Origin of the sequence: Rhizobium sp. WSM1274, assembly GCF_025200775.1 — a bacterium.
Lineage (GTDB): Bacteria > Pseudomonadota > Alphaproteobacteria > Rhizobiales > Rhizobiaceae > Rhizobium > Rhizobium leguminosarum_I.
This window is the reverse complement of sequence record NZ_CP104138.1, coordinates 1,548,112-1,574,290: the sequence shown is the minus strand read 5'-3', so window position 1 is coordinate 1,574,290 and position 26,179 is coordinate 1,548,112. Positions and strand designations below refer to the sequence as shown.

General features: G+C 61.0%; 22 protein-coding genes. 5 read left to right on the top strand and 17 right to left on the bottom strand.

Annotated features, from left to right (window positions below):
- Positions 1 to 120 precede the first annotated feature (120 nt).
- Complete coding sequence (locus tag N2600_RS07975) at positions 121 to 429, top strand: DUF3572 domain-containing protein (RefSeq protein WP_260110636.1); 309 nt, start codon at positions 121 to 123, stop codon at positions 427 to 429.
- Positions 430 to 431: 2 nt separating this feature from the next.
- Positions 432 to 1,106, top strand: a complete 675-nt coding sequence (locus N2600_RS07970) for a hypothetical protein (RefSeq protein ID WP_260298569.1) — start codon at positions 432 to 434, stop codon at positions 1,104 to 1,106.
- Here the strand turns inward: N2600_RS07970 and N2600_RS07965 are convergent.
- Positions 1,081 to 1,668: a GNAT family N-acetyltransferase gene (locus N2600_RS07965; RefSeq protein ID WP_260110635.1), complete on the bottom strand. Its 588-nt coding sequence runs from the start codon at positions 1,666 to 1,668 to the stop codon at positions 1,081 to 1,083. The genes N2600_RS07970 and N2600_RS07965 overlap by 26 nt on opposite strands.
- 76 nt (positions 1,669 to 1,744) lie before the next feature.
- On the opposite strand from N2600_RS07965, the gene N2600_RS07960 reads away from it, so the two are divergent.
- Together N2600_RS07960 and N2600_RS07955 are read left to right on the top strand one after the other, a co-directional pair.
- Positions 1,745 to 3,037 carry a DNA polymerase IV gene (locus tag N2600_RS07960; RefSeq protein WP_260298568.1) on the top strand — a complete coding sequence of 431 codons (1,293 nt, stop codon included), beginning with the start codon at positions 1,745 to 1,747 and terminating at the stop codon, positions 3,035 to 3,037.
- 92 nt (positions 3,038 to 3,129) lie between these two features.
- Positions 3,130 to 4,386, top strand: coding sequence for a L,D-transpeptidase family protein (locus N2600_RS07955; RefSeq protein WP_260110633.1), 1,257 nt, complete (start codon positions 3,130 to 3,132; stop codon positions 4,384 to 4,386).
- A gap of 74 nt (positions 4,387 to 4,460) precedes the next feature.
- On the opposite strand, the gene dnaE is transcribed toward N2600_RS07955, so the two are convergent.
- Positions 4,461 to 7,955 carry a DNA polymerase III subunit alpha gene (gene dnaE / locus N2600_RS07950; RefSeq protein ID WP_260110632.1) on the bottom strand — a complete coding sequence of 1,165 codons (3,495 nt, stop codon included), beginning with the start codon at positions 7,953 to 7,955 and terminating at the stop codon, positions 4,461 to 4,463.
- A gap of 501 nt (positions 7,956 to 8,456) precedes the next feature.
- Between dnaE and N2600_RS07945 the strand changes: the two genes are divergently transcribed.
- A complete protein-coding gene (locus N2600_RS07945) occupies positions 8,457 to 8,921 on the top strand; it encodes a DUF5680 domain-containing protein (protein WP_222384775.1) in 465 nt (154 codons plus the stop codon).
- A gap of 233 nt (positions 8,922 to 9,154) precedes the next feature.
- Here the strand turns inward: N2600_RS07945 and N2600_RS07940 are convergent, their stop codons facing one another.
- The 15 genes from N2600_RS07940 to nuoG form a co-directional block, all read right to left on the bottom strand.
- Complete coding sequence (locus N2600_RS07940) at positions 9,155 to 9,838, bottom strand: ABC transporter ATP-binding protein (protein ID WP_017963867.1); 684 nt, start codon at positions 9,836 to 9,838, stop codon at positions 9,155 to 9,157.
- A gap of 14 nt (positions 9,839 to 9,852) precedes the next feature.
- Positions 9,853 to 11,157, bottom strand: coding sequence for a lipoprotein-releasing ABC transporter permease subunit (locus N2600_RS07935; RefSeq protein WP_260110631.1), 1,305 nt, complete (start codon positions 11,155 to 11,157; stop codon positions 9,853 to 9,855).
- Positions 11,158 to 11,172: 15 nt separating this feature from the next.
- A complete protein-coding gene (proS, locus tag N2600_RS07930; RefSeq protein ID WP_260298567.1) occupies positions 11,173 to 12,495 on the bottom strand; it encodes a proline--tRNA ligase in 1,323 nt (440 codons plus the stop codon).
- A 590-nt stretch (positions 12,496 to 13,085) separates the two neighbouring features.
- Positions 13,086 to 13,361 carry a DUF1467 family protein gene (locus tag N2600_RS07925; protein WP_017963864.1) on the bottom strand — a complete coding sequence of 92 codons (276 nt, stop codon included), beginning with the start codon at positions 13,359 to 13,361 and terminating at the stop codon, positions 13,086 to 13,088.
- Positions 13,362 to 13,496: 135 nt separating this feature from the next.
- Complete coding sequence (mce, locus tag N2600_RS07920; protein ID WP_170278529.1) at positions 13,497 to 13,901, bottom strand: methylmalonyl-CoA epimerase; 405 nt, start codon at positions 13,899 to 13,901, stop codon at positions 13,497 to 13,499.
- Positions 13,902 to 13,903: 2 nt separating this feature from the next.
- Positions 13,904 to 15,574, bottom strand: coding sequence for a ribonuclease J (locus tag N2600_RS07915; protein ID WP_260110629.1), 1,671 nt, complete (start codon positions 15,572 to 15,574; stop codon positions 13,904 to 13,906).
- Positions 15,575 to 15,591: 17 nt separating this feature from the next.
- On the bottom strand, positions 15,592 to 16,356 hold the full coding sequence (locus N2600_RS07910; RefSeq protein WP_260110628.1) for a biotin--[acetyl-CoA-carboxylase] ligase: 765 nt from the start codon (positions 16,354 to 16,356) through the stop codon (positions 15,592 to 15,594).
- Positions 16,356 to 17,801, bottom strand: coding sequence for an NADH-quinone oxidoreductase subunit NuoN (nuoN, locus tag N2600_RS07905; protein ID WP_260110627.1), 1,446 nt, complete (start codon positions 17,799 to 17,801; stop codon positions 16,356 to 16,358). Before nuoN ends, N2600_RS07910 begins: the two co-directional genes overlap by 1 nt.
- 18 nt (positions 17,802 to 17,819) lie before the next feature.
- On the bottom strand, positions 17,820 to 19,331 hold the full coding sequence (locus N2600_RS07900) for an NADH-quinone oxidoreductase subunit M (RefSeq protein WP_260110626.1): 1,512 nt from the start codon (positions 19,329 to 19,331) through the stop codon (positions 17,820 to 17,822).
- Entirely contained in the window at positions 19,331 to 21,331 is a 2,001-nt protein-coding gene (gene nuoL / locus N2600_RS07895; protein WP_170280136.1) for an NADH-quinone oxidoreductase subunit L, read from the bottom strand. The genes N2600_RS07900 and nuoL overlap by 1 nt, the downstream gene beginning before the upstream one ends.
- A 7-nt stretch (positions 21,332 to 21,338) precedes the next feature.
- Positions 21,339 to 21,647, bottom strand: coding sequence for an NADH-quinone oxidoreductase subunit NuoK (gene nuoK / locus N2600_RS07890; RefSeq protein WP_027685143.1), 309 nt, complete (start codon positions 21,645 to 21,647; stop codon positions 21,339 to 21,341).
- 23 nt (positions 21,648 to 21,670) lie between these two features.
- The gene (locus N2600_RS07885) at positions 21,671 to 22,285 is read right to left on the bottom strand and encodes an NADH-quinone oxidoreductase subunit J (RefSeq protein ID WP_017963856.1); all 615 of its coding nucleotides are present in this window, start codon (positions 22,283 to 22,285) and stop codon (positions 21,671 to 21,673) included.
- A 144-nt stretch (positions 22,286 to 22,429) separates the two neighbouring features.
- A complete protein-coding gene (nuoI, locus tag N2600_RS07880; RefSeq protein ID WP_017963855.1) occupies positions 22,430 to 22,921 on the bottom strand; it encodes an NADH-quinone oxidoreductase subunit NuoI in 492 nt (163 codons plus the stop codon).
- Between the two features lie 40 nt (positions 22,922 to 22,961).
- Positions 22,962 to 24,005, bottom strand: a complete 1,044-nt coding sequence (gene nuoH / locus N2600_RS07875) for an NADH-quinone oxidoreductase subunit NuoH (protein ID WP_260110624.1) — start codon at positions 24,003 to 24,005, stop codon at positions 22,962 to 22,964.
- A 12-nt stretch (positions 24,006 to 24,017) separates the two neighbouring features.
- Complete coding sequence (gene nuoG, locus N2600_RS07870) at positions 24,018 to 26,099, bottom strand: NADH-quinone oxidoreductase subunit NuoG (protein ID WP_260110623.1); 2,082 nt, start codon at positions 26,097 to 26,099, stop codon at positions 24,018 to 24,020.
- Between the last annotated feature and the right edge of the window lie 80 nt (positions 26,100 to 26,179).

Sequence of the window (26,179 nt, the reverse complement as noted above, 5' to 3'; positions counted from 1 at the left end):
CTACGTCCGTTCGCGCAGCGGTTCGTCCCATGAGAAAGGCACATGCGGACAAAAGCTGCGTGAAACCGATAGCGCACGCTACCGGTATTTGGTTGAAGAAAAGGTAACTTACCCCGCGAAATGCAAAGCAACTTCAAGACTTCGAAACAACAGGCTGCCGACCCGCACGAGACGGCGATCGCCGTGCTTGGCTGGCTTGCCGGTGATTCCGACATGTTCGGCCGCTTTCTCGCCCTGACGGGTGTGGCGCCCGGCCAGGTGCGCAACGCCGTCAACGATCCGGGATTCCTCGCCGGCATGATGGATTTCCTGATGAACCATGAACCAACGGCGATGGCCTTCTGCGCGGCGAGCGGTATCAGCCCGGAGACGGTGACGGCGGCCTGGCAGCATTTCTCTTCGCCGGGTCTCGATTCCGGAGAGGACTGACCGTGACCTCCGGGGAATTCGACATCTCGCATATCCGCCTCGGCGAGCGGCCGTTGATCGTCTGCGACGTCGACGACGTCGTGCTGCAGTTCATCGGTCCCTTCCAGCTTTTCCTTCAGAGCCAGGGCCACGCGTTTCTGCCGCGATCGTTCCGGCTTCACGGCAACATCGTCTCGCAAGCCGACGGCGTGGAGATCGAGGATCAAGAGGTCAGCCGGCTGATCGAGGAATTCTTCGAGGCCCAAGAACTGTGGCAGACGCCGCTCGATCGCGTCGTCGAAACGCTCGGCCGGTTTTCGGAAGAGGCCGATGTGCTTTTCCTGACAGCCATGCCGCCGCGGTTCCAAGACCAGCGCCGTCGCCTGCTCGACAGGATGGGCCTGCTTTTTCCGCTGCTTGCCACCGAACAACCCAAGGGGCCGATCGTTCACGCATTGCATGCCAGCCGCTCCCTTCCCGTCGTCTTCATCGATGATATGGCGCGCAATCTGCATTCCGTCAGGGATCACGTCGCCGATTGCCTGCTGATTCACCTGATGCCGAACTCGCCCGCCCATCGTTTCGCACCGGCCGCCGCTGACGACATCACGCGCGCCAGCGACTGGACGCATGCGGCCGCTCTCATCGAGGCGCATTTTGTCTCCGGCACTGTCAGGTGCGCAGTTCCAGCCGCATGAGCGGACGGCCGTCCTTGCGCCGTGCCACAGTCTCGAAACCGGCGGCTTCGAAAACTGCGGTCGAGCCGACGCAGAGCGTCACTGATTTCGACTGCTTGACATGATCGATCGGACAGGCTTCGAGCATCCGTGCTCCCTGGCGCCGGGCATGATCGATCGCGCCGGCGAGCAGACGATGGCTCATTCCCTTGCCGCGTAGCTTGGGCAGCAGGAAGAAGCAACTGACGGCCCAAATGGATGGATCATGCGCATCGCCCTCCTCCAGCGGTCGCGAGACGGTGCGCGGCGAATTGAACTGCGGCACGTCATGGCGCGGCCCGACCTGCACCCAGGCGACCGGCGCGCCGTCGGCATAACCGAGGATACCAGGCGGCGGACCCACGTTGATCCTCCCCCGCATATGCGCCTTGCGCTCGTCGGCCGCCATCTTCGTCCTGACTGCATGCGGCAGGCGCAGCGCGACGCACCAGCAATTATAGAAGGCACCCTGCGGCCCGAACACGATTTCGAAATCGTCCCAGCGTTCTGCCGTCACCGGCTCGAAACGAAGATCGTTATCCAAAGGCAAAGCTCCCGCCCTCTCTTGAGACTCGGAAGCATAAGGCGTAACCTCGCGACGTTCAATCTTTGTTCTCATCATGACACCCGCGCCTGACAAGACACCCGGCTTCTGTCGCGACTGCCTTGCCGAGCAGAAAGGCGAGGCGCGCCGTTGCGTTTCCTGCGGCAGCCCTCGCCTCGTGCGCCATCGCGAACTCTACGCATTGACGCTTGCGCATATCGATTGCGACGCCTTCTACGCCGCGGTGGAGAAACGCGACAATCCGAAGCTTGCCAACAAGCCTGTCATCATCGGCGGCGGCAAACGCGGTGTGGTTTCCACCGCCTGCTATATCGCCCGTATCCACGGCGTGCGTTCGGCCATGCCGATGTTCAAGGCGCTGGAGGCCTGCCCTGAGGCGATTGTCATCCCTCCCGATATGGAAAAATATGTCCGGGTCGGGCGGCAGGTGCGCGCAATGATGCAGGATCTGACGCCGCTGGTGCAGCCGCTGTCGATCGACGAGGCCTTCCTGGAGCTCGGCGGCACCGAGAGGCTGCATCACGATCCGCCAGCGCGCACGCTGGCCAAATTTGCCCGTCGCATCGAAAGGGAGATCGGCATCACCGTTTCGGTCGGGCTTTCCTATTGCAAATTTCTCGCCAAGGTCGCCTCCGATCTGCAGAAGCCGCGCGGCTTTTCCGTCGTCGGCCGCGAGGAAGCGGTCGAGTTCCTGGCACCGCGTCCCGTCACTACGATCTGGGGCGTCGGCAAGGCCTTTGCGGCAACGCTGGAGGCGGACGGCATCCGCACCATCAGCCAATTGCAGCAGATGGAGGAAAACGATCTGATGCGCCGCTATGGCAGCATCGGCCAACGGCTCGCGCGGCTGTCGCGCGGCATCGACGACCGCGAAGTGCATCTCAATGATGCCGCCAAGAGCGTGTCGTCCGAGACCACCTTCTTCGATGACATCTCGCGTTATGACGATCTGGTGCCGATCCTGCGCAACCTCTCCGAAAAGGTCTCCTGGCGGCTGAAGAAAAACGGCATTGCCGGCCAGACCGTGGTTCTGAAGATGAAGAGCGCCGATTTCAAATCGCGCACCCGCAACCGCAAGCTCGAAGACCCGACCCAGCTTGCCGACAAGATCTTCCGCACCGGGCTCGAGCTTCTCGAAAAAGAGACTGACGGTACGAAGTTCCGCCTGATCGGCATCGGCGTCACCGATCTCGGCGATGTCGCCCGCGCCGATCCGCCCGATCTCATCGACCAGCAATCGGGCCGGCGAGCGGCGGCCGAAGCGGCGATGGACAAGCTGCGCGACAAGTTCGGCACGAAAACGGTCGAGACGGGCTATACCTTCGGCAGCGGCAAGCGCGATCACTAACGCGTGAGGGCAGCCGGCGATCCGGCCTATAAAATCTTCCTTAAACTTCGTCTCATAATGTGCCGGGCAAGTATTGCGTATGGTTGGGTTTCATGTTCTCGCGTCTCGTCTTCGGCCTCGGCTTGCTGTCGGCCACCGCACTCGTGCACCCCGCTCTTGCCGCGGATGCGCGCACGCTGCAGATCATCGTTTCCAAGGATAAGCAGTCGCTTGTGGTCTATGACGGCACCGAGGTCGTCGCGGCCTCGAAGGTCTCGACCGGCAAGGACGGCCACACGACGCCAAGCGGCATCTTCTCGGTGCTGGAAAAGCAGAAATATCACGAATCCAATCTCTATTCGGCGGCGCCGATGCCGTTCATGCAAAGGCTGACCTGGTCCGGCATCGCGCTGCACGAATCCAATTCGGTGCCGCGTTATCCGGCCTCGCATGGCTGCGTGCGCATGCCCAGCGCCTTCGCAAAAATGCTCTATGGGATGACCGATCCCGGTGTCCCCGTCATTATCAGCGACGGTGAACTGGTGCCGCAACCGATCGATCATCCGACTCTTTTCCATCCGGATGCACCGGCGGCGATGCCGCTACTTTCGGATGTGGAACTGCGGCCCTCCATGCCCGACAGCCCTGAGAAGCCGGTGCAGGTGGCGATGAACGATACCGCTGCGATGCCGATGCCGGCAGTGCAGCCGATTGCAGCGCCCGAACCCAAGCCGCCGTCCGAGCCGATCAGCATGCTGATTACGCGCCGGACGTTGCGCGAGACGGTGATTGACATCCAGAGCCTGCTCAACCAGCTCGGTTTTTCCGCTGGCAATCCGGACGGCTTGCTCGGTTCGTCGACCATGCAGGCGATCAAGGCTTTCAAGACGCTACGGCCGGCGGAATTTGCCGGCGACAGGAGCCTGGTCTCCGACACGCTCCTCAGAGAAGTCTATGCCGCGGCTGGCAAGGGCGAGCCGCCGAACGGCGTCATCATGGTGCGGCAGGCCTTCAAGCCGATCTTCGAAGCGCCGGTGACGATCGCCGATCCGAGACTGGCGCTCGGCACACATTTCTTCACGCTGCATGCGGTCGATGAAAAGGCCGGCACCGCCGACTGGCTCGGTATCACGCTCGAGAACAATCTCTCGCGGGAGACTATGAAACGGCTCGGCATCACCAATCAGGAAAGCTCGATCGTCACAGGCGAGCCGATCGCTCGATCGCTCAGCCGAATTACCATCCCCGACGAGACCCGCCGCCAGATCGACGCCCTCGTCGCGCCCGGCTCGACGCTGACGATCTCCGATACCGGCCTCGGCCGAGAGACCGGCGAAGGCACGGATTTCATCACGATCACCCGCGGATGATGGCCATCACGCTCTTTGTTTTATGCATGTCGTTATCCCGGAACCGCTGCACACTTCCGAGGCACATACATTAATCAGACAAGCTCGACGTCGACGACGCCGGGGGCGGCGCGAAGGGCGGCGGCGATCTCCGGCGTGATGCGGTATTTCTCCGGCAGCGCCACCTCCACCTCGCGTTTGCCCTCTTCCTTGATGACGATGAAGGAAACGAGGCCATCGCCCTTGGCGTTCAAATGGCCGGCAACCATTCCCAGCGGTCCGGAATCGCGGACATAAACGCGTAGCGCCTTCTGCATCTGCAGCGACTTTTCCTCCAGCGACTGGATCGTCTGGATGCGCAGGCCAATGCCCTCCGGCCGCTCCTCGCCGGTCGCAGTCAGCACGAAGGATTTTCCAGACTCAAGCACGTCGCGATACTGGTTCAGCATTTCCGAAAACAGCACCGCTTCGAACTGGCCCGAAGAATCGGAGAAGACGATGATGCCCATCTTGTTGCCGGTGCGGGTCTTGCGCTCCTGCTTCGAGATGACGGTACCGGCAAGGCGCGCATTGGCCGCGCCCTGTTTGATGGCGGCGGAAAATTCGGCAAAGGTCTGCACCCGCATCTTCTGCAGGATATTGTTGTAGGAATCGAGCGGGTGGGCTGTGAGATAGAAGCCCAGCACCTGGAACTCCTTGAGCAGCCGCTCGGAGGGGAGCCAGGGCGAGAACGGCGGCAGTGAGATTTTCTCAGGCCCCGACGTCAACGTACTGCCGAAGATGTCCGACTGGCCGCTCAGCTTGTTCTCCTGGGCGCGTTGGGCATAACCGAGAATGCGATCAAGGCCGGCTGCTAGCTGGGCGCGGTCCATGTCGAAACAATCGAAGGCGCCGGCATAGATCAGGCTTTCGAGCACGCGACGATTGACCTGACGCGGATCGATGCGCAGGCAGAAGTCCTCGATGCTCGCAAAGGGCTTGTCGCCACGCACCTCGACAATATGGTCGACGGCGGATTCGCCGACGCCCTTGAGGGCGGCGAGCGCGTAGTAGATGCGGTTGTCGCCGGTCTCGAAATGACGGAAGGAGCTCTGCACCGAGGGTGCGATCACCTCGATGCCGAGGCGCTTAGCATCCTGACGGAAATCATTGACCTTTTCCGTGTTGGACATGTCGAGCGTCATCGAAGCGGCCAGGAATTCGACCGGGTAGTGCGCCTTCATGTAGGCCGTCTGGTAAGAGACAATGGCATAAGCGGCGGCATGCGATTTGTTGAAGCCGTAATTGGCGAACTTCGCCAGCAGTTCGAAGATATTGTCGGCCTGCGGCTTCGATACGCCGTTCCTGACGGCGCCAACGACGAAGCGCTCGCGTTGCTGGTCCATCTCGGCCTTGATCTTCTTACCCATGGCGCGGCGCAGAAGGTCGGCCTCCCCCAGCGAATAGCCTGATAGAACCTGGGCGATCTGCATCACCTGTTCCTGATAGACGATGACCCCTTGCGTTTCCTTGAGCAGGTGGTCGATCATCGGATGGATCGATTCCAGCTCTTCGTCGCCGTGCTTGCGAGCATTGTAGGTCGGGATGTTCTCCATCGGGCCTGGACGATAGAGCGCCACCAGCGCGATGATGTCCTCGATGCAGTCCGGCTTCATGCCGATCAACGCCTTGCGCATGCCGGCACTTTCCACCTGGAACACACCGACCGTCTCGCCGCGCGACAGCATCTCGTAAGTCTTCTTATCGTCGAGAGGAATGGCCGCGAGATCGACCTTGACGCCGAGCTTGGCGACGAAATCGACCGCGACCTTCAGCACCGTCAGGGTCTTCAGGCCGAGGAAGTCGAATTTGACCAAGCCTGCCTGCTCGACCCATTTCATGTTGAACTGAGTAACCGGCATATCGGAGCGCGGATCGCGATACATCGGCACCAGCTTGGAAAGCGGCCGGTCGCCGATGACGATGCCGGCGGCATGGGTCGAGGCGTGGCGGTATAGCCCCTCGATCTTCTGGGCGATGTCGAGCAGGCGCGCGACAACAGGTTCCTTCGCCGCCTCCTCCTGCAGCTTCGGCTCCTCCTCGATCGCTTTGGACAGCGGCGTCGGATTGGCGGGGTTGTTCGGCACGAGTTTGCAGATCTTGTCGACCTGGCCGTAGGGCATCTCAAGCACGCGGCCGACGTCGCGAAGGGCGGCACGTGCCTGCAGCGAACCGAAGGTGATGATCTGCGCCACCTGCTCACGGCCATATTTGGCCTGGACGTAGCGGATCACCTCTTCGCGGCGGTCCTGGCAGAAGTCGATGTCGAAGTCCGGCATCGAGACGCGTTCCGGATTGAGGAAGCGCTCGAAGAGCAGCGAAAAACGCAAGGGATCGACGTCGGTGATCGTCAAGGCATAGGCGACCAGCGAACCGGCGCCCGAACCACGGCCGGGGCCGACCGGAATGTCATGCTGCTTGGCCCATTTGATGAAGTCGGCAACGATCAGGAAGTAGCCGGGAAAACGCATGCGCTCGATGACGCTGAGTTCGAAATCCAGCCGTTCGCGATAATCCTTTTCCTCGTAACCCGGCGACATGCCGAGCGTCGCAAGCCGCATGTCCAGCCCTTCGACCGCTTGGCGGCGCAGCTCGCTCGCCTCGGCGCGTTCGGCCTCCTCGGCATCGTTGGTCGCACCGGTGAAGCGCGGCAGGATCGGCTTTCGCGTCTTCAGCACGAAGGAGCAGCGCCTGGCGATCTCGATGGTATTTTCAAGCGCTTCCGGCAGGTCGGCGAAGAGCTTGGCCATTTCGGCCCGGCTCTTCAGATAGTGATCCGGCGTCAGGCGAAAGCGGCTGTCGTCGGAGACGATGGCGTTGTGCGCGACCGCCATCAGCGCATCATGGGCGTCGTAATCGTCGCGCGTCGGGAAGAACGCCTCGTTGGTCGCAACCAGCGGCAGGTCGTGAGCATAGGCGAGCCCGATAATCTTCTGCTCGTGCCGCTTGTCGTAAGTGCCGTGCCGCTGCAGTTCGACATAGAGCCGGTCGCCGAAGAGACGCTTCAGCGTGAGCAGCCGGGCTTCCGCCTGAGCGGGATGGCCCTCCTTGATCGCCACGTCGACTGGCCCGGTCAGGGCGCCGCTCAATGCGATCAGCCCTTCCGTGCCTGCCTCCTCCAGCCAGGAGGTGCTGATATGAACAGCCTGGTTGCTCTCGCCGCCGAGATAGGCCCGGCTGACGAGATCGACCAGCCGTTCGTAACCGGCATCCGTCGCAGCGAGAAGAACGATCGCCGGCAGCTTGACCAGAGCCTGCTGACCGCCGCGCTTTTCGGTTTCCAGCCCGTCTTCCATGTCGATCGAGACCTGGCAGCCGATGATCGGCTGCAGGCCGTCCTCCATCGCCTTCTGGGAGAATTCGAGGGCGACGAACAGATTGTTGGTGTCGGTAATCGCAATCGCCGGCTGGCTGTCGCCGGTCGCCTTGTAGAGGATCTTCTTCAGCGGCAGAGCGCCCTCGAGAAGCGAATAGGCGGAATGGACCCTCAGGTGGATGAAGCCCGGCGTGCCGGCCGCCTCACCCGTTGAACCCTTTGCCGTATCCGCCATGACATGCCTTCCCAATCACCCGAATGAATCGGACGCATTGTCGGGCATAAAGGGCGATGATGTCCAGAAGAAGTCCCGCGTCCGGACCGCATGATTGCCATGCGATCCCCTGAAAACTTTAGAACGCCATGACGATGAGCGAGAAGCTGGCAACGAACATTGCGATGGAGGTGAATGCTGCGATATCACGGATCATGTCAGTCACCGGGCTCTCCTTTACTCGTTATGTTTTCAGTTTGTTCTATGTATGTTCTGTTGTCAACAGGAATCTTTTCCTTCTTTCTTGTGTTGGAAAAATGCCGGGATGTGCACCTGTGAATCGCTGCGAGCCAGCGCCCAATGTGACGGCTAGCAGGTTTCCCCTTCTCGGCCCGTCCCGGATCCTCACGGCGCCTAGACGGCCAGCCTCCTCGGCCGTCCGTCTAATTCCGGCCATCGTTCCCTTTTTGTTCTTTACACTTCGCAGCGTATTTGCCAGCATCTAGCGGAGAGGAGAATGGCATGTTGGATATTGCGATGCTGAACGCATTCGTGGTGGAGGCGAAGGCTGCAACCTATGTCGGCGGCGGCGTGGCGCGCCCGCCCTGCCGGCCAAGCTCCCACGACATCGGTTACGAACGCGGCAACTGGCGCTATCTCGACAGCTATTTCGGCGGCACCGATTTCGCCGGACAGGAAGTGGTATGGTTTGCCGACGAGCCCGTCTGGGCGATGAATTATTTCGGCTGCGTCATTGCGCCTGATCTCATCAACGGCGCAGCAGCCGGAACGGTGATCAAGGCGGCCCTTTCGGCGATGTATCGAGAGGGCCGGTTTCTCGGCGGAATGGAATTCGACCATCCGTTCGGCCGCTATATCGATCGCAGCGAAGGCGACTGCGCGCGGTTCGCCGGGCACGAATGCATCATGGTCTACGGCCAGAAGCCCTATATGCTCGACTATCGCGGCGGACTGATCATCCCTTGATCGCTGCCCACTGCTGTTCTGTCAAAAGTGCATATTGTCCGGCCAGGAGGTCGACGAGATCAGCCCCTCATCCGGCTGCCGCCACCTTCTCCCCGCTCGCGGGGCGAAGGGACATGCCGCAACGGCTTTCCCTACCCTCGACGCTGCGTTTGGCACGTCCCCTCGCCCCGTTTTTTACGGGGAGAGGGTGAGGGGCAGCCATCGGCGCAAACCGGACACCGTGAGCCGCAGTCTCAGAAATCGACGATCTTGCCGTCGGAGATCGTCACGCGCCGATCCATGCGGCGGGCGAGCTCGTGATTATGGGTGGCGATAAGAGCCGCAAGGCCGGACTGGCGCACCAGCGCTTCCAGCGCGTCGAAGACATAGCTTGCCGTCTCAGGGTCGAGATTGCCGGTCGGCTCGTCGGCAAGAAGCAGGGTCGGCGCATTGGCGACGGCGCGGGCAATCGCAACCCGCTGCTGCTCGCCGCCGGAAAGCTCGCCCGGGCGATGCGAGCCGCGATGGCCGATGCGCATATAATCGAGAAGCTGGCCGGCCCGCTCTCCGGCCTCCTTCCAAGACAGCCCGGCGATCAGCTGCGGCATCATGATATTTTCGAGCGCCGAGAATTCCGGCAGCAAGTGGTGGAACTGGTAGACGAAGCCGATTTCGCTGCGGCGGATTGCGGTGCGTTTCTCATCGCTCAAGCCGTCACAGGCATGGCCGTTGATGTTGACTTCACCGCCGTCCGGATGCTCCAACAGGCCGGCGACATGCAGCAGTGTCGACTTGCCGGTACCGGAAGGGGCGACGAGAGCGACAATCTCCCCCTTCGATATCGAAAAGTCCGCGCCCTTGAGGATCGAGAGCAGCGTACCGCCCTGCCCATAATGGCGCTCGACGCCGGTAAGCTTGAGAACGACGTTGCGTTTCATGAAGGCGGCATTCCTTATTCGTAGCGCAGGGCCTGCACCGGATCGAGCCTGGAGGCTCGCCAGGCCGGGAAGATGGTCGCGATGAAGGAGAGCGTCAGCGCCATGACGACGATCGAGATCGTTTCGCTGAGATCCATCTCGGCCGGCAGTTGGCTGAGGAAATAGACCTGCGGACTGAAGAGCACGGTGCCCGAAATCCAGGAGAAGAACTGGCGGACGGATTCGATGTTGACGCAGACGAGAACACCGAGCAGCACACCGGCAATGGTGCCGACGATGCCGATGGCCGCTCCGGTCATGAAGAAGATGCGCATGATCGCGCCGGCGCTGGCACCCATGGTGCGCAGGATGGCAATATCGCTGCCCTTGTCCTTCACCAGCATGATGAGACCGGAGATGATATTCAGCGCCGCGACAAGCACGATCAGTGTCAGGATCATGAACATGACGTTGCGCTCGACCTGCAGCGCCGAGAAAAAGGTCTGGTTGCGCTGGCGCCAGTCGGTGATGGCAATCTGGCGGCCGGCCGCCTCCTCCACCTTGGGCTTCAGATTGTCGATATCGTCGGGGTGGTCGACGAAGAGCTCGATCGACTGCACCAGTCCCTCGGCATTGAAATAGAGCTGCGCTTCCTCGAGCGGCATGAAGATGATCGAGGAATCATATTCCGACATGCCGATCTCGAAAAGGCCGGAAATCTTGTAGGACTTGATGCGCGGGCTGACGCCCATCGGCGTAATGTCACCATCTGGCGACGTCAGCGTAATGAGGTCGCCGACGCGCAGACCGAGTTGGTCGGCCATGCGGGTGCCGATCAGGACGCCGTCGCCGGAGGCATACCCCACCATGTCGCCGGATTTGATGTTGTCGGAGATCGTCTTGAGCTTGGTCAGGTCCTCGGCGCGGGCGCCGCGCACCAGAGCGCCGGTGCTGCCGCCGGCCTGGGAGGAGGCGAGCACCTGGCCTTCCACCAGGGGCAGCGCCATCTTGACGCCGGGCACGGCGGCGAGCTTGCCGCTGAGAGCGGGATAATCGGTGAAGGGGCCGTCGACCGGCTGGACGATCATGTGGCCATTAATGCCGAGGATGCGCGATACGAGCTCGGTTCGGAAGCCGTTCATGACGGCCATGACGATGATCAGTGTCGCAACGCCCAGCATGATGCCGACGAAGGAGAAGCCGGCGATCACCGAGATGAAGGCCTCCTTGCGGCGGGCGCGCAGATAACGCCACGCCACGAGTCGTTCGAAGGTGGAAAATGGCTTGCCAGCCGGACCCAAGCCGGATTTTGAACTCCGGTCCACTGCTGCCTCTGCCATTTCGCCTCCGTTTCCTTAAGCCACGAACCGATTGATCGCCGCTTCGATGGTCATCGTTTCGCGGGCGCCGGTCTTGCGGTCCTTCACTTCCACTTCGCCGTTTGCGACCGCGCGCGGGCCGGCGATGATCTGGACGGGTATACCGATCAGGTCGGCGGTCGCGAATTTCGTGCCGGCCCGATCGTCGGTATCGTCATAGAGCACATCCTTGCCGGCCTTGCTCAGCGCGGCATAGATCAGCTCGCAGGTATCGTCACAGGCCTGATCGCCCGCCTTCATGTTGATCACAACGATATCGAAGGGCGCGACGGATGCCGGCCAGATGATTCCGTTATCATCATGCGATGCTTCGATGATGGCGGGAACAAGGCGTGTCGGGCCGATACCGTAGGAACCCATATGAACGAAGTGTTCCTTGCCGTCAGGTCCCTGCACTTTCGCGCCCATCGGCTCGGAATATTTCGTGCCGAAATAGAAGATGTGGCCGACCTCGATGCCGCGTGCCGACAGGCGGTCGCCTTCGGGAACGGCGTTGAAGGCCGCCTCGTCGTGCATTTCCGAGGTCGCGGCATAGAGCGAGGTCCATTTGTCGAAGATCGCCTGCAGGCCCTCGACGCTATCGAAATCGGTGTGTGCACCGGGAATATCGAAATCGACGAAATCCTTGTGGCAGAAGACTTCGGATTCGCCGGTGTCGGCGAGGATGATGAATTCATGGCTGAGCTTGCCGCCGATCGGGCCGGTATCGGCGCGCATCGGGATAGCGCGCAGGCCGAGCCGGTCGAAGGTTCTGAGATAGGCGGCGAACATCTTGTTATAGGAATGCTCCGCCGCTTCGCGCGTCAGATCGAAGGAATAGGCATCCTTCATCATGAATTCACGCGATCGCATGGTACCGAAGCGCGGACGGATCTCGTCACGGAACTTCAGCTGAATATGATAGAGATTAAGCGGCAGGTCCTTGTAGGACTTGACGGAGGAGCGGAAAATATCCGTCACCATCTCTTCGTTGGTTGGGCCGTAGAGCATCGGCCGATCCTGACGGTCCTTGATGCGCAGCATCTCCTTGCCGTAGGCGTCGTAGCGGCCGCTTTCCTGCCAGAGTTCGGCCGATTGCAGTGTCGGCATCGACAGCTCAATGGCGCCGGCGCGGTTCTGCTCGTCGCGGATAATGGCGTTGACCTTGTCGAGCACGCGCTTGCCCAGCGGCAGCCAGGAATAAATGCCCTGCGATTGCTGGCGGATCATGCCGGCACGCAGCATCAGCCGGTGGGAGACGATTTCCGCCTCCTTGGGGTTTTCCTTAAGGATGGGCATGAAATAACGGGACAGACGCATGGCGGATTCCGGAGCAGTTGAGATCCCGCAGCAGGCGGAATCGAAAGACCATTGTTAATGTCGGGAGCGTTCATAGCCGCTTCGCGGCAGGAAGGAAACCCGCAACGGATGGCGGCAACCTCCCGGAAGCGCATGTTCGCACCCGCAAAATAAAAGGGCATGAAAAAGCGCGTGTTTATAAGGACTTGAACGAAAATCTTGTCAACAGAAAAATTTTACTAGAGTGTAGCAAAAATGCAAAAAAAGCTGATGACAAAGCCCAATGTTTGAGCTAGTTTTAGCTCACAAAACAGGCAGGAAGTTAAATTCTTGTCGAATTCGCGGTCAAGTCTTGGGAGGATCAGATCTTAGGCGCGCTCGTCGCAGCCCCGGCAACGGTTACAGATCACGCGATACTTAAAACAAGGCTTTTAGCCTTGTTTTTTTTTGGCTTTTCGTAATCCATCCCATCCAAAAACCCGACCGACTTCCGTAAGGGAATAGCCGTCATTCCGTTAGGCGAGCTCTTTGCCGCGACAGCGTGACGCTGGTATGACGAAACTCGCCTTCAATAGGTTGCATCTGCTCAAAGTTTGAGCAAAAGCTACGATTCAATAGAAGCTAGGACCGAGCTGCGGCAGGGCGTCGAAGCCCCAGCCGAAATAGGTGTCGCAGACGTACCAGAGGCCATAGACCAAGGCCGAAATCAGCGTCGTCAGCGAAAACACGAAAGCGGCGCGAAACCGGGTGGGCGCGCTCGGGACGGTGCCGAGCACGACATTATCATCTTCCGCCTGGGTGCGCAGGCCGATTGGCAGGACGGCAAAAAGCGTCATCCACCAGATGACGAAGTAGACGGCAAATCCCTGAAGAAAGATCTGGAGCATTATGGTTCCCGTTGATGCCGCGCTGATATCGCGTCGTTATACGGCGGAATCGCGACCAACTCAAAGCGAACGAAAGGTTTAGCCGTCTTCGGGTCACTCTGCCGCAGCAGGGCTATCATTCTGCCGTTGCAGGGCTCAGGCCTGTTCGAGTTCGATCAGCGTGCCGAAGAAATCCTTGGGGTGCAGAAAGAGCACCGGCTTGCCGTGCGCGCCGGTCTTCGGCCGGCCGTCGCCGAGCACCCTTGCGCCCGCATCGACCAGTCGGTCACGGGCGAGAAGGATATCGTCCACCTCGTAGCAGATGTGGTGCATGCCGCCGGACGGGTTCTTTTCGAGGAAGGCGGCGATCGGCGAGGTAGCCCCGAGCGGCTGCAGCAACTCGACCTTGGTGTTCGGCAATTCGACGAAGACGACGGTGACGCCATGCTCCGGCAGAGCCTGCGGCTGCGATACGGCAGCACCCAGCGTATCGCGATAGGCCGCCGTCGCCGCGGCCAGATCGGGCACGGCGATGGCGATATGGTTGACCCGGCCGAGCATGGTCAGACCTTGGTGACGAAGGCGGTGACAAGGGGTTTCTTGCCCCAGGTGTTGTTCGCGGCCGAGCGGATGGCGCGGCGCACGGCCTCCTGCAGCATGTCGATATCCTTGCGGCGGGCGCGCGGAATGCTCTCGATGGCGCTGACCGCCGCGTCGAAGAGCATATCCTCCATATCCTCTCCCTCATCATCGTAGGTCGGCAGGCCGATCGAAATGAGGTCGGGTTCGCCGACGATGTCATAGCGGGCGTCGAGCACGACGTTAACAGCGACATGGCCGACATAGGAGAGCTTCTTGCGCTCGCCGATCCCCATCTCGTCGAAATCACCGATCAGCGTGCCGTCCTTGTAGATGCGACCATGCGGCGCCTCGCCGATCACCTCGACCGGACCGGGCGCCAGCCGCAGGATGTCGCCGTTGCGCACCCGCGGCACCAGCGCGATGCCGGATTGCTCGGCAAGCTCCTTGTGGGCCGTCAGATGTATCGCCTCGCCATGCACCGGCACGACGATCTTCGGCCGCGTCCATTCATACATCCGCTGCAGCTCGTTGCGCCGCGGATGGCCGGAAACGTGGACCAGCGCCTCGGTATCCGTGATGATGTGCACGCCTTGCTCGACGAGGCCGTTCTTGATGTCCTGGATCGCCTTCTCGTTGCCGGGAATGGCGCGCGAGGAAAAGACGACGATATCGCCCGCCGCAAAGGCCACATTACGCATCTCGTCGCGGGAGAGCTTGGCAAGAGCTGCCCGCGCCTCGCCCTGGCTGCCGGTGAGAATGACGACGACCTTGTCACGCGGGATATAGCCGTATTCCTCCTCGGAGATGAAGGGCTTCACCCCTTCCATCAGGCCGACATCCTGGGCGACGTCGACGACGCGCTTCAGCGAACTGCCGAGCAGCAGCACTTCGCGGCCTGCCGCCTCGGCAGCCTCGGCTACGGTGCGGATACGCCCGACATTCGACGAGAAGGTGGTGATCGCCACCCTGCCCTCGGCATCCTCGATGATCTTGCGCAGGCTTTCGGACACATCCTTTTCGGAGGGCGAGACGCCGTCGCGCAGCGCATTGGTGGAATCGCACATCAGCGCCAGAACGCCCTCGTCGCCGAGCTGGCGGAAACGTGTCTCGTCGGTCAGGGGTCCAAGCGAAGGCTCGTGGTCGATCTTCCAGTCACCGGTATGGATGACATTGCCGACCGGCGTGCGGATCATCAGCGACATCGGCTCGGGGATCGAATGGTTGACGGCGACGCCTTCGATGCTGAAGGGGCCGACATTGATCGTATCGCCGGCTTTGAACGGCGTCACCGGCACTTCGCCGATCTTGGCCTTCTCGAAATTGCGCTTGGCTTCGAGCAGACCTGATGTAAAACCAGAGGCATAGACCGGCACGTTGAGGCCGGGCCAAAGGTCGGCGAGCGCACCATAATGGTCTTCATGCGCATGGGTGATGATGATCGCCTTGAGGTTCTTTCGCTCGCTGGCGAGGAAGCGAATATCGGGCAATACGAGGTCGACGCCCGGCAGGTCCGGCCCCGGAAAAGTGACGCCGCAATCGACCATGATCCACTGGCGATGCTCGGGCGGGCCGTAGCCATAGAGAGCGAGATTCATGCCAATCTCACCGACACCGCCCAGAGGCAGGAATACCAGTTCGTCCTGTTTCGCCATAATTTTTGTTTTTTCCGCTATCCAAAAAACACATCACCGGCAGCAATGGGCATTATCCTGCCAGTGCCGGTATCGAGCATCAACAAGCCATTATCATCAATTCCGGCGAATTGTCCGGAAATCGATCGGTCCGGCAAATTCACCGTAATCTTTTCGCCGATGCCGCAGGCGATCGCGCGCCAGAGCGCCGTGATCTCGCCGATGCCGCGGCCCTGGTCCCATATTTCAAGCACTTCCGCCGTGGCGGCGAAGAGATGCGCGAAGAGCTCCTCCGGCGAAGCCGCACTTCCCTGCTGGCGCAGGCAGGTGGCGGGGTAGAGCGGATTGTCCGGCATCACAGAGATATTGATGCCGATGCCGACGATCAGCGCGTAACGTCCGTCCGGCAGCCCCTCGCCTTCGACGAGAATGCCGCAGGTCTTCTTTCGGCCGATGAGAATATCGTTCGGCCATTTGACCTCGAGCGGTTCGGCACCGAGCGGCAGCACCCTGCGGATCGCCTGGTGCACGGCAACGGCGATCGCCAACGGCAGGGAGCCAAGGCGCTCCATCGGGGCGGGGTCGATCAGAAGAAGGGAAGCGTAGAGATTGCCGCGCTCGGAAACCCAGAGCCTGCCGCGGCGGCCGCGGCCGCCCGTCTGCCTCTCAGCGGTCACCCAGAGATTGCCGCCATCGCCCGCCCGAGCCCGGGCGAGGCATTCGCTGTTGGTAGACGATGTTTCCGACAGAGCCTCGTGCCTGAAATCGCCGAGCGATATCCGGCGCCGTCCGTCGGCAGCCATCAAAAGAGCGTCGCGGCGGCAAGCTCTGCCGCGCCGCCGATCGGGCCGCCGATGAGGACATAGGCGGTGACGAAGAGACCGGAGAGGCCGAAGACCAAACGCAGCGCTCCGGAGACACGGGCGAATTCGCCGGTGGCCTCATCGAACCACATCAGCTTGATGACACGCAGATAATAGTAAGCGCCAACGACCGAGGCGAGAACGCCAATGATGGCGAGCGCATAGAGCTTGGCTTCAATGGCGGCGACGAAGACGAAGTACTTCGCGAAGAAGCCGGCGAGCGGCGGGATGCCGGCAAGCGAGAACATCAGCGCCGTCAGCACCACGGCCATAAACGGGTTCGTTGTGGAGAGGCCGGCGAGATCATCGACATTTTCGACGATGGTGCCGTCCTTGCGGCGCATCGACATGATGATCGCAAAGCTGCCGAGCGTCATGACCATATAGATGACCATATAAAGCATCACGCCGGTGACGCCGGTCTGGTTGCCGGCGGCGAGGCCGACCAGGGCATAACCCATGTGGCCGATCGAGGAATAGGCCATCAGTCGCTTGATGTTCTTCTGGCCGATCGCGGCAAACGAGCCGAGCAGCATTGAGGCGATCGAGATGAAGACGACGACCTGCTGCCAGTCCGCCAGAACCGGCTGGAAGGCGGTGATGACGATGCGGGTCATCATCGCCATGGCGGCGACCTTGGGTGCGGCGGCCAGGAAGGCGGTGACCGGTGTCGGCGCGCCTTCATAAACATCCGGCGTCCACATATGGAAGGGAACGGCGGAGATCTTGAAGGCGATGCCGGCGAGGATGAAGACCAGGCCGAAGATCAGGCCGAGCGAACGCGCGCCCTCGACGGACAGCGCCTGGGCGATCTCGGAGAAGTGGGTATGGCCGGTGAAGCCGTAGACCAGCGACATGCCGTAGAGCAGCATGCCGGAGGAAAGCGCGCCGAGGACGAAATATTTCAGGCCGGCTTCGGTCGACTTCAGGCTGTCACGGTTGATCGCTGCGACGACATAGAGCGCCAGCGACTGCAGTTCCAGCGCGAGATAGAGCGAGATCAGGTCGTTGGCCGAGATCATCAGCAGGATGCCAAGGGTCGCAAGCACCAGGAGAACCGGGAACTCGAACTTGTCGAGCTGATTTTCACGGGCGTGGCCGATCGACATGAATATGGCGACCAGCGAACCGATCAACGCCACCAGCTTCATGAAGCGCGAGAAGCCGTCGGCCATGTAGACGCCGCCATAGGCAAGGCCTTCTGCCGGCACGAAGAGCAGCCACAGGCCGGATGCCAGGAGCAGGACGATCGCCAAGCCGGTGACGACAAGGCCCGACCGCTCGCCGGAGAAGACGCCGACCATCAACAGGACAAGGGCGCCGACCGCGAGGATGAGCTCCGGCGCGGAAAGATGCAGACTGAGGAGAATTGTTTCAGCGGTCATGTCCAATAAGTCCCGTCATCATTTCATAGACAGCGCAACATTCTGCGCTGCGTGCACGGCGGCCGTGTAATTGTTGACCAGCAGATCCACCGAGGCGGCCGTCGCATCGAAGACCGGAGCCGGATAAACGCCGAAGAAGATGGTCAGCGCGACCAGTGGGTAGAGGATCAGCTGTTCGCGCCTGGAAAGGTCGAGCAGCGCCTTCAGCTTTTCCTTCTCCAGCGCGCCGAAGATCACCCGGCGATAAAGCCAGAGCGCGTAGGCGGCTGAGAGGATGACGCCGGTGGCGGCAAAGAGCGCTACCCAGGTGTTGACGCGGAAGACGCCGATCAGCGTCAGGAATTCGCCGATGAACCCCGACGTGCCGGGAAGCCCGACATTGGCCATGGTGAAGACCATCATCGCCACGGCATATTTCGGCATATTGTTGACGAGGCCGCCATAGGCGTTGATCTCGCGGGTGTGGGTACGGTCGTAGACCACGCCGACGCAGAGGAAGAGCGCGCCGGAGACGATGCCGTGCGACAGCATCTGGAAGATCGACCCCTGAACACCCTGCATGTTGGCGGCAAAGATGCCCATGGTGACGTAGCCCATGTGGGCCACGGAGGAATAGGCGATCAGCTTTTTGATATCGTCCTGCATCATCGCCACCAGGGAGGTGTAGATGATGGCGATGACGGACATGGCGAAGACGAGCGGCGCGAAATAATCGGACGCGACCGGGAACATGCCGAGCGAGAAGCGGATGAGACCGTAGCCGCCGAGCTTCAGCAGCACGCCGGCCAGGATCACCGAGCCTGCCGTCGGCGCCTGAACGTGGGCATCAGGAAGCCAGGTATGGACCGGCCACATCGGCATCTTCACCGCAAAGGAGGCGAAGAAGGCAAGCCATAACCAGGTCTGCAGCGCCGGTGGGAACTTGTGGTCGAGCAGCGCGGCGATATCGGTCGTGCCAGCCTGCCAGTACATCGCCATGATGGCGAGCAGCATCAGCACCGAGCCGAGCAGCGTATAGAGAAAGAACTTGTAGCTCGCATAGACGCGGTCCTTGCCGCCCCAGACGCCGATGATCAGGAACATCGGAATGAGGCCCGCCTCGAAGAAGACGTAGAACAGCACGATATCGAGCGAGACGAAGACGCCGACCATCATCGTTTCGAGGATGAGGAAGGCGATCATGTATTCCTTCAGGCGCTTCTCGATCGAGAGCCAGCTCGCCAGCACGCAGAAGGGCATGAGGAAGGTCGAGAGGATGACGAACAGCATCGAGATGCCGTCGACGCCGAGGTGGTAGCCGATGCCGGTGCCGAGCCAGTCATGCTTCTCGAGCATCTGGAAGCCTGGATTGGCATTGTCGAACCTGGTCCAGACGAAGAGCGAAACGACGAAGGTGAAGACGGTGGTGATCAGCGAGATCCACAGCACGTTCTTGCGACCGCTTTCGCTCTCGCCGTTCATCAATAGCAGGAGCACCACGCCGACCAGCGGCAGGAAGGTGACCGTTGAAAGAATAGGCCAATCGGTCATCAGAAGGAACTCCCGAGCATCATCCAGGTAACGAGCGCCGCAATGCCGATCAGCATGGCGAAGGCGTAGTGATAGAGGTAACCGGTCTGCAGGCGAACCACGCGATCGGTGACGGCGACAACGCGAGCGGCGACGCCGTTCGGGCCGTAGGTGTCGATGACGCCGACATCCCCCTTCTTCCACAGGAAGCGACCGAGCGCCTTGGCGGAGCGGACGAAGAGGAAATCATAGAGTTCGTCGAAATACCACTTGTTCAACAGGAACTGGTAGAGCACGCGGTGCTGCTGCGCGAGGATGCGCGGCGTCTGCGGCGAGCGGATATACATGTACCAGGCGGTGACGAAGCCGAGAACCATGGCGATGAAGGGGCTCAAGCCGACGAGCGCCGGAACATGGTGGAACTCTTCGACGAGTTCGTTCTCTGCGCCTGTGAAGAGCGCCCCCTTCCAGAACTCGGCATATTCCTCGCCGTAGAACCGGCCTTCGAAGATCACGCCGGCAACTACCGCGCCGATCGCCAGAAGATAGAGCGGCACCAGCATGACCTGCGGCGACTCGTGGACGTGGTGCATCACCTCGTGCGAGGCGCGCGGCTTGCCGAAGAAGGTCATGAAAATCAGGCGCCAGGAATAGAAGCTCGTAAAGAGAGCCGCGATGACCAGCAACGCGAAGGCGAAGCCCGCGACCGGCGAATGCGATGCATAGGTCGCCTCGATGATCACGTCCTTGGAGAAGAATCCGGCAAAACCGATCGGCGTGAAGGGAATGCCAAAACCGGTGATTGCCAGCGTGCCGATGATCATCAGCACGGCGGTAACTTTAATATGCGGCCACAGGCCGCCCATGTAGCGCATGTCTTGCTCGCCATCGACGGCATGGATAACCGAACCGGCGCAGAGGAAGAGTAGCGCCTTGAAGAAGGCGTGCGTGAAGAGATGGAAGATCGCTGCGCCATAGGCTCCGGCTCCCAGTGCCACGAACATATAGCCGAGCTGCGAGCAGGTGGAATAGGCGATGACACGCTTGATGTCGTTCTGCACGAGAGCGACGGTTGCCGCAAAGAAGGCGGTGATGGCGCCGATGACGGTGACGACAACCAGCGCATCCGGCGACAGTTCGAAAAGCGGCGACATGCGGGCGACGAGAAAGACGCCGGCGGTGACCATGGTGGCGGCATGGATAAGGGCCGAGACCGGAGTCGGGCCTTCCATGGCGTCCGGCAGCCACGTGTGCAGCAGGAACTGCGCCGACTTGCCCATCGCGCCCATGAAGAGCAGCAGGCAGATACCGGTCAGTGCATGCGCCTTGTCGAGTTGCATGCCGAAGAGATTGAGGATCACCTCGCCCGCTTCGCCGCCGCCCTCATGCGGGGCGAAGTTCGAGGCATTGGCAAAGATCGTGTCGAGGTTGATCGAGCCGAACAGCGCGAAGACGCCGGCAATGCCGAGCACGAAGCCGAAGTCGCCGACGCGGTTGACGATGAAGGCCTTCATCGCCGCAGCCGTCGCCGACGGCTTCTTGAACCAGAAGCCGATCAGCAGATAGGAGGCGAGACCGACGCCTTCCCAGCCGAAGAACATCTGGGCAAGGTTATCAGCAGTCACCAGCATCAGCATGGCGAAGGTGAAGAGCGAGAGATAGGCGAAGAAGCGCGGGCGATGCGGATCGGTATGCATGTAGCCGATCGAATAGACATGCACCAAAGTCGAGACCGTGTTGACGACGATCAACATCACCGACGTCAGCGTATCAACACGCAGCGACCAGGAAACGTCGATGCCGCCGGACTGGATCCAGCGCAGCACCTCGACCTTGATCGGGCCGCCTTCGGCATGACCCATGCCGACGGTGAAGAAGACGACCCAGGACAAGATGGCGGCGATGATCATAAGGCCGCTGGTGACATATTCCGAAGCCTTGGCGCCGATCGCGCGGCCGAACAGGCCGGCGACGATCGCACCGATCAAGGGAAGAAAGACGATAGCCTTATAGAGGAACATGAGCCACTCAGCCCTTCATCATATTGACGTCTTCGACCGCGATCGAGCCGCGGTTGCGGTAGAAGACAACGAGAATTGCAAGACCGATCGCCGCTTCGGCAGCCGCCACTGTCAGGATGAACAGCGCGAAGACCTGGCCGACGATGTCGTTCAGGAAGTGGGAGAAGGCGACCATGTTGATGTTGACGGCAAGCAGGATCAGTTCGATCGACATCAGGATGACGATAACGTTCTTCCGGTTCAGGAAGATGCCGAAGACGCCGAGCGTGAAGAGGATGGCGCTGACCGTCAGGTAGTGGGAAAGTCCGATGACCATGTTCTTTGTTCCTTGACCTGCCTTTAGACGCCCTGCCCGGGCTTGACCGAAACCACCTCGACGGCGGTGGCGGGCGTGCGGGCAACTTGCCTCGGAATATTCTGCCGCTTGATGTTGGTGCGGTGTCTCAACGTCAGCACGATCGCGCCGATCATCGCGACCAGGAGCACCAGACCGGCGATCTGGAAGAAATAGATGTAGTTGGTGTAGAGCACGTCACCGAGGGCGGCGGTATTGGTGCGCTCGCTCAACGCCGGAATCGGCATGGCGACTGATTTGGCGATTTCAGGCGAGATGACGCTGCCGCCGATGACGACGATCAGTTCGGCCGCCAGGATCACCCCAATCAGCCCGCCGATCGGCGCATATTCGAGAACGCCGGCCCTCAGTTCGGTGAAGTCGATATCCAGCATCATCACCACGAAGAGGAAGAGAACGGCGACGGCGCCGACATAGACGACGAGCAGGATCATCGCCAGGAATTCGGCACCGGCCAGCAGGAAGAGGCCGGCCGCGTTGAAGAACACCAGGATCAGGAAGAGAACCGAGTGAACCGGGTTCTTCGCCCAGATGACCATGAACGCCGACGCCACCGCGACAAAGGCGAAAAGATAGAAAAATAGAGCCTGCAGACCCATGTTGGTGCCTTTTTCATCTTCCCCCGGGCAGCCGGGAGTTTCCCTGCCCGATGGAGCTTTCGCTGGTGCTAACCGGCAAAGCTCCTGTGCATGTTGACCACGACAGGAGCACTTAAGCTCCATCGCGGCATTTCAAAATCTCAATCAGCGATACGGCGAGTCGATCGCGATGTTGCGGGCGATTTCGCGCTCCCACCGGTCTCCGTTGTCCAGAAGCCGCGCCTTGTCGAAATAGAGCTCTTCGCGGGTTTCCGTCGCAAATTCGAAATTCGGGCCTTCGACAATCGCATCGACCGGGCAGGCTTCCTGGCAGAAGCCGCAATAGATGCACTTCACCATGTCGATGTCATAACGGACCGTGCGGCGCGTACCGTCATTGCGGCGCGGCCCCGCCTCGATGGTGATTGCCTGGGCAGGACAGATCGCCTCGCAAAGCTTGCAGGCGATGCAGCGTTCCTCGCCGTTCGGATAACGGCGCAGCGCATGCTCGCCGCGGAAACGCGGGGAAACTGGACCCTTTTCGAAGGGATAGTTGATCGTCGCCTTCTGGCGGAAGAAATAGCGCATCGACAGAAAGAACGCGCCGACGAATTCCTTGAGAAACAGCGAGCTGATGGAGCCGGACATGCTTGCCATCTTCAACCTCCAATTTTGCCGGAAACGAGAGCGGGCACCATCATGCCCAACCCATCAGTTTCAGCACGAATGCAACGATGACGACCATGCCGAGCGACAGCGGCAGGAAGACCTTCCAGCCGAGGCGCATGAGCTGGTCGTAGCGGTAGCGTGGAACGAAGGCCTTGACCATCGCGAACATGAAGAACACCAGGCAAGCCTTCAGCGTGAACCAGATGATGCCTGGGACCCAGTTGAGGATCCAGATATCAACCGGGGGCAGCCAGCCGCCGAGGAAGAGGATCGTCGTCAGCGCACACATCAGGCAGACGGCCGCATATTCGCCGAGCATGAACATCATGTATGGCGACGAGCCGTATTCGACCATGAAGCCGGCGACGAGTTCCGATTCGGCTTCCGGAAGGTCGAAGGGCGGGCGGTTTGTCTCGGCAAGTGCCGAGATGAAGAAGATGATGAACATCGGGAAGAGCGACAGCCAGTGCCAGTCGAGGAACGACGCCGGCAGGCCGAGCATGGTGCCGAGGCCGGTATGCTGCGCATTGACGATATCGGTCAGGTTCAGCGAGCCGACGCAGAGAAGCACGGTGACGATGACGAAGCCGATCGAGACTTCATAGGACACCATCTGTGCCGCCGAGCGCAGCGCGCCGAGGAACGGATACTTCGAGTTCGAAGCCCAGCCGCCCATGATGATGCCGTAAACCTCAAGCGAAGAGATCGCGAAAATATAGAGGATGCCGACATTGATGTTGGCGATTACCCATCCATCGGCCAGCGGCACCACCGCCCAGGTGGACAGTGCCAGAAGCACCGTCACCAGCGGAGCAAGCAGGAAGACCGCCTTGTTGGCGCCGGCCGGAATGATCGGCTCCTTGAAGACGAACTTCAAAAGGTCGGCGAAGGACTGGAACAGGCCGAAGGGACCGACGACGTTCGGGCCGCGGCGCAGCTGAACGGCCGCCCAGATCTTGCGGTCGGCGAGGAGCACATAGGCGATGAAGACGAGCAGGCAGACGAGAAGCAGCAGCGACTGGCCGACCATGATGATCGTCGGCAAGACATAGCTTGAAAAGAAAGAATCCATAGTCCCCTGCCCTTACTCTGCCGCGACTTTGAAGTTGTTGCGGGCCAATGCCGAGCACTCCGCCATGACAGCCGAGGCACGCGCTATCGGGTTCGTCAAATAGAAGTCTTTCACCGGCGACGCAAACCCGGATTTGTTCATCTTGCCGGCTTTTTTCGCAACTGCGGCAATTTGGGCGCTATTGGTTTCGGCGATCTCGTCGATGGCGGCGAAATGCGGGAAAGCGGTATAGAGCCGGACACGCAATTCGCTGAGCGAATCGAAGGGAAGCTTCTTGCCGAGCACATCGGAAAGGGCACGGATGATCGCCCAGTCCTCGCGGGCGTCACCCGGCGCAAAACCTGCGCGGTTGCCCATCTGGACGCGGCCTTCGGTATTGACCCAGGTGCCGGACTTTTCGGTATAGGCTGCCGCCGGCAGGATGACGTCGGCATGATGCGCGCCATTATCACCATGCGAGCCGATATAGATGGTGAGCTTGGCCTTCTTGGCGGTGAAGTCGAGCTCGTCGGCGCCGAGCAGGAAGAGCACGTCCATCGCCGTCAGCATCTCGGCGGCATCGACACCCTTGGCGCCCGGCACGAAGCCGAGATCGAGGCCGCCGACACGCGCGGCAGCAGTATGGAGGACGGCAAAGCCGTTCCAGCCTTCGACGACCGCGCCGACCGAGCCGGCGAGCTTGGCAGCACTGGCGAGAACGCCGGGGCCATCGGTGCGCGACAGCGCGCCCTGGCCGATGATGATCATCGGCTTGGCGGCGTTCTTCAGCACGTCCGCGAAGGCGTGGGTGCCGTCGACCAGATCCTTCAGCGTGTCGGGACCGCCGCCGAGGTAATCATAGCTGTAGCGCAGTTCAGCACGCTCGCCGATCACGCCGATCGGGAACTTGCCGCGGCGCCAGCGCTTGCGGATGCGGGCGTTGAGGATGGCCGCCTCGAAGCGCGGATTGGCGCCGATGATCAATAGCGCATCGGCCTGGTCGATGCCGGATATGGTCGGGTTGAAGAGATAGCTTGCACGGCCGAGCGAAGGATCGAGTGCCGCCCCATCCTGGCGACAGTCGAGATTGGCCGACCCCAGCGACTTCACCAGTTCGGAGAGCGCATACATTTCCTCGACGGAAGCGAGGTCGCCTGATATCGCGCCGATCTTGTCGCCCGAGGTTGCGCCGACGGCGGCCTTGATAGCGCCGAAGGCTTCGGCCCAAGTGGCGGGCTGCAGGCGGCCGTCGCGGCGAACATAGGGCCGGTCGAGGCGCTGGGTCTTCAGGCCGTCCCAGATGAAGCGGCTCTTGTCGGAAATCCACTCCTCATTGATCGCCTCATTGACGCGCGGCAGGATGCGCATGACTTCGCGGCCGCGGGTGTCGACGCGGATCGCCGAACCGACGGCATCCATGACGTCGATCGATTCGGTCTTGTTCAGCTCCCACGGGCGCGCGGTGAAGGCGAAAGGCTTCGAGGTAAGCGCACCGACCGGGCAAAGGTCGACGACATTGCCCTGCAGCTCGGAGGTCATCGCCTGTTCGAGATAGGTGGTGATCTCGGCATCCTCGCCGCGGCCGATCAGGCCGAGCTCGGAAATGCCGGCGACCTCGGTGGTGAAGCGGACGCAGCGCGTGCAGTGGATGCAGCGGTTCATTACCGTCTTGACGAGCGGGCCGATATACTTGTCCTCGACGGCGCGCTTGTCTTCCTGATAGCGCGAGGTGTCGATGCCGAAGGCCATCGCCTGGTCTTGCAGGTCGCATTCGCCGCCCTGGTCGCAGATCGGGCAATCCAGTGGATGGTTGATCAGCAGGAATTCCATCACACCTTCGCGGGCCTTCTTGACCATCGGGGTGTTTGTGAAAACCTCGGGCAGTTCGCCGTTCGGGCCGCCGCGGATATCGCGCACGCTCATGGCGCAGGAAGCCTGCGGCTTCGGCGGGCCGCCCTTCACCTCGACAAGGCACATGCGGCAGTTGCCGGCAACCGACAGGCGCTCATGGAAGCAGAAGCGCGGAACCTCGGCACCAGCATCCTCGCACGCCTGCAATAGCGTGTAATGATCCGGAACTTCGATCTCGTTGCCGTCAATCTTCAGTTTTGCCATCGTCGCTCAGTCCTGTTTCCCGTTTGCCTGATGACGGCAAACAAACCTATTTTTGCAGCACTCTCATTGCCAAGCCGGAT

Coding starts and splice junctions, on each gene's coding strand:
- nuoH (WP_260110624.1), bottom strand. CDS start 24,005: ATGGATTCTTTCTTTTCAAGCTATGTCTTGCCGACGATCATCATGGTC.
- dnaE (WP_260110632.1), bottom strand. CDS start 7,955: ATGGCGGATACGGCAAAGGGTTCAACGGGTGAGGCGGCCGGCACGCCG.
- N2600_RS07945 (WP_222384775.1), top strand. CDS start 8,457: ATGTTGGATATTGCGATGCTGAACGCATTCGTGGTGGAGGCGAAGGCT.
- nuoK (WP_027685143.1), bottom strand. CDS start 21,647: ATGGTCATCGGACTTTCCCACTACCTGACGGTCAGCGCCATCCTCTTC.
- nuoN (WP_260110627.1), bottom strand. CDS start 17,801: ATGACCGCTGAAACAATTCTCCTCAGTCTGCATCTTTCCGCGCCGGAG.
- N2600_RS07910 (WP_260110628.1), bottom strand. CDS start 16,356: ATGGCTGCCGACGGACGGCGCCGGATATCGCTCGGCGATTTCAGGCAC.
- N2600_RS07975 (WP_260110636.1), top strand. CDS start 121: ATGCAAAGCAACTTCAAGACTTCGAAACAACAGGCTGCCGACCCGCAC.
- N2600_RS07935 (WP_260110631.1), bottom strand. CDS start 11,157: ATGGCAGAGGCAGCAGTGGACCGGAGTTCAAAATCCGGCTTGGGTCCG.
- N2600_RS07900 (WP_260110626.1), bottom strand. CDS start 19,331: ATGACCGATTGGCCTATTCTTTCAACGGTCACCTTCCTGCCGCTGGTC.
- nuoI (WP_017963855.1), bottom strand. CDS start 22,921: ATGGCAAGCATGTCCGGCTCCATCAGCTCGCTGTTTCTCAAGGAATTC.
- nuoL (WP_170280136.1), bottom strand. CDS start 21,331: ATGTTCCTCTATAAGGCTATCGTCTTTCTTCCCTTGATCGGTGCGATC.
- mce (WP_170278529.1), bottom strand. CDS start 13,901: ATGCTCGGCCGGGTCAACCATATCGCCATCGCCGTGCCCGATCTGGCC.
- N2600_RS07915 (WP_260110629.1), bottom strand. CDS start 15,574: ATGGCGAAACAGGACGAACTGGTATTCCTGCCTCTGGGCGGTGTCGGT.
- N2600_RS07960 (WP_260298568.1), top strand. CDS start 1,745: ATGACACCCGCGCCTGACAAGACACCCGGCTTCTGTCGCGACTGCCTT.
- nuoG (WP_260110623.1), bottom strand. CDS start 26,099: ATGGCAAAACTGAAGATTGACGGCAACGAGATCGAAGTTCCGGATCAT.
- N2600_RS07885 (WP_017963856.1), bottom strand. CDS start 22,285: ATGGGTCTGCAGGCTCTATTTTTCTATCTTTTCGCCTTTGTCGCGGTG.
- proS (WP_260298567.1), bottom strand. CDS start 12,495: ATGCGTCTGTCCCGTTATTTCATGCCCATCCTTAAGGAAAACCCCAAG.
- N2600_RS07925 (WP_017963864.1), bottom strand. CDS start 13,361: ATGCTCCAGATCTTTCTTCAGGGATTTGCCGTCTACTTCGTCATCTGG.
- N2600_RS07940 (WP_017963867.1), bottom strand. CDS start 9,838: ATGAAACGCAACGTCGTTCTCAAGCTTACCGGCGTCGAGCGCCATTAT.
- N2600_RS07955 (WP_260110633.1), top strand. CDS start 3,130: ATGTTCTCGCGTCTCGTCTTCGGCCTCGGCTTGCTGTCGGCCACCGCA.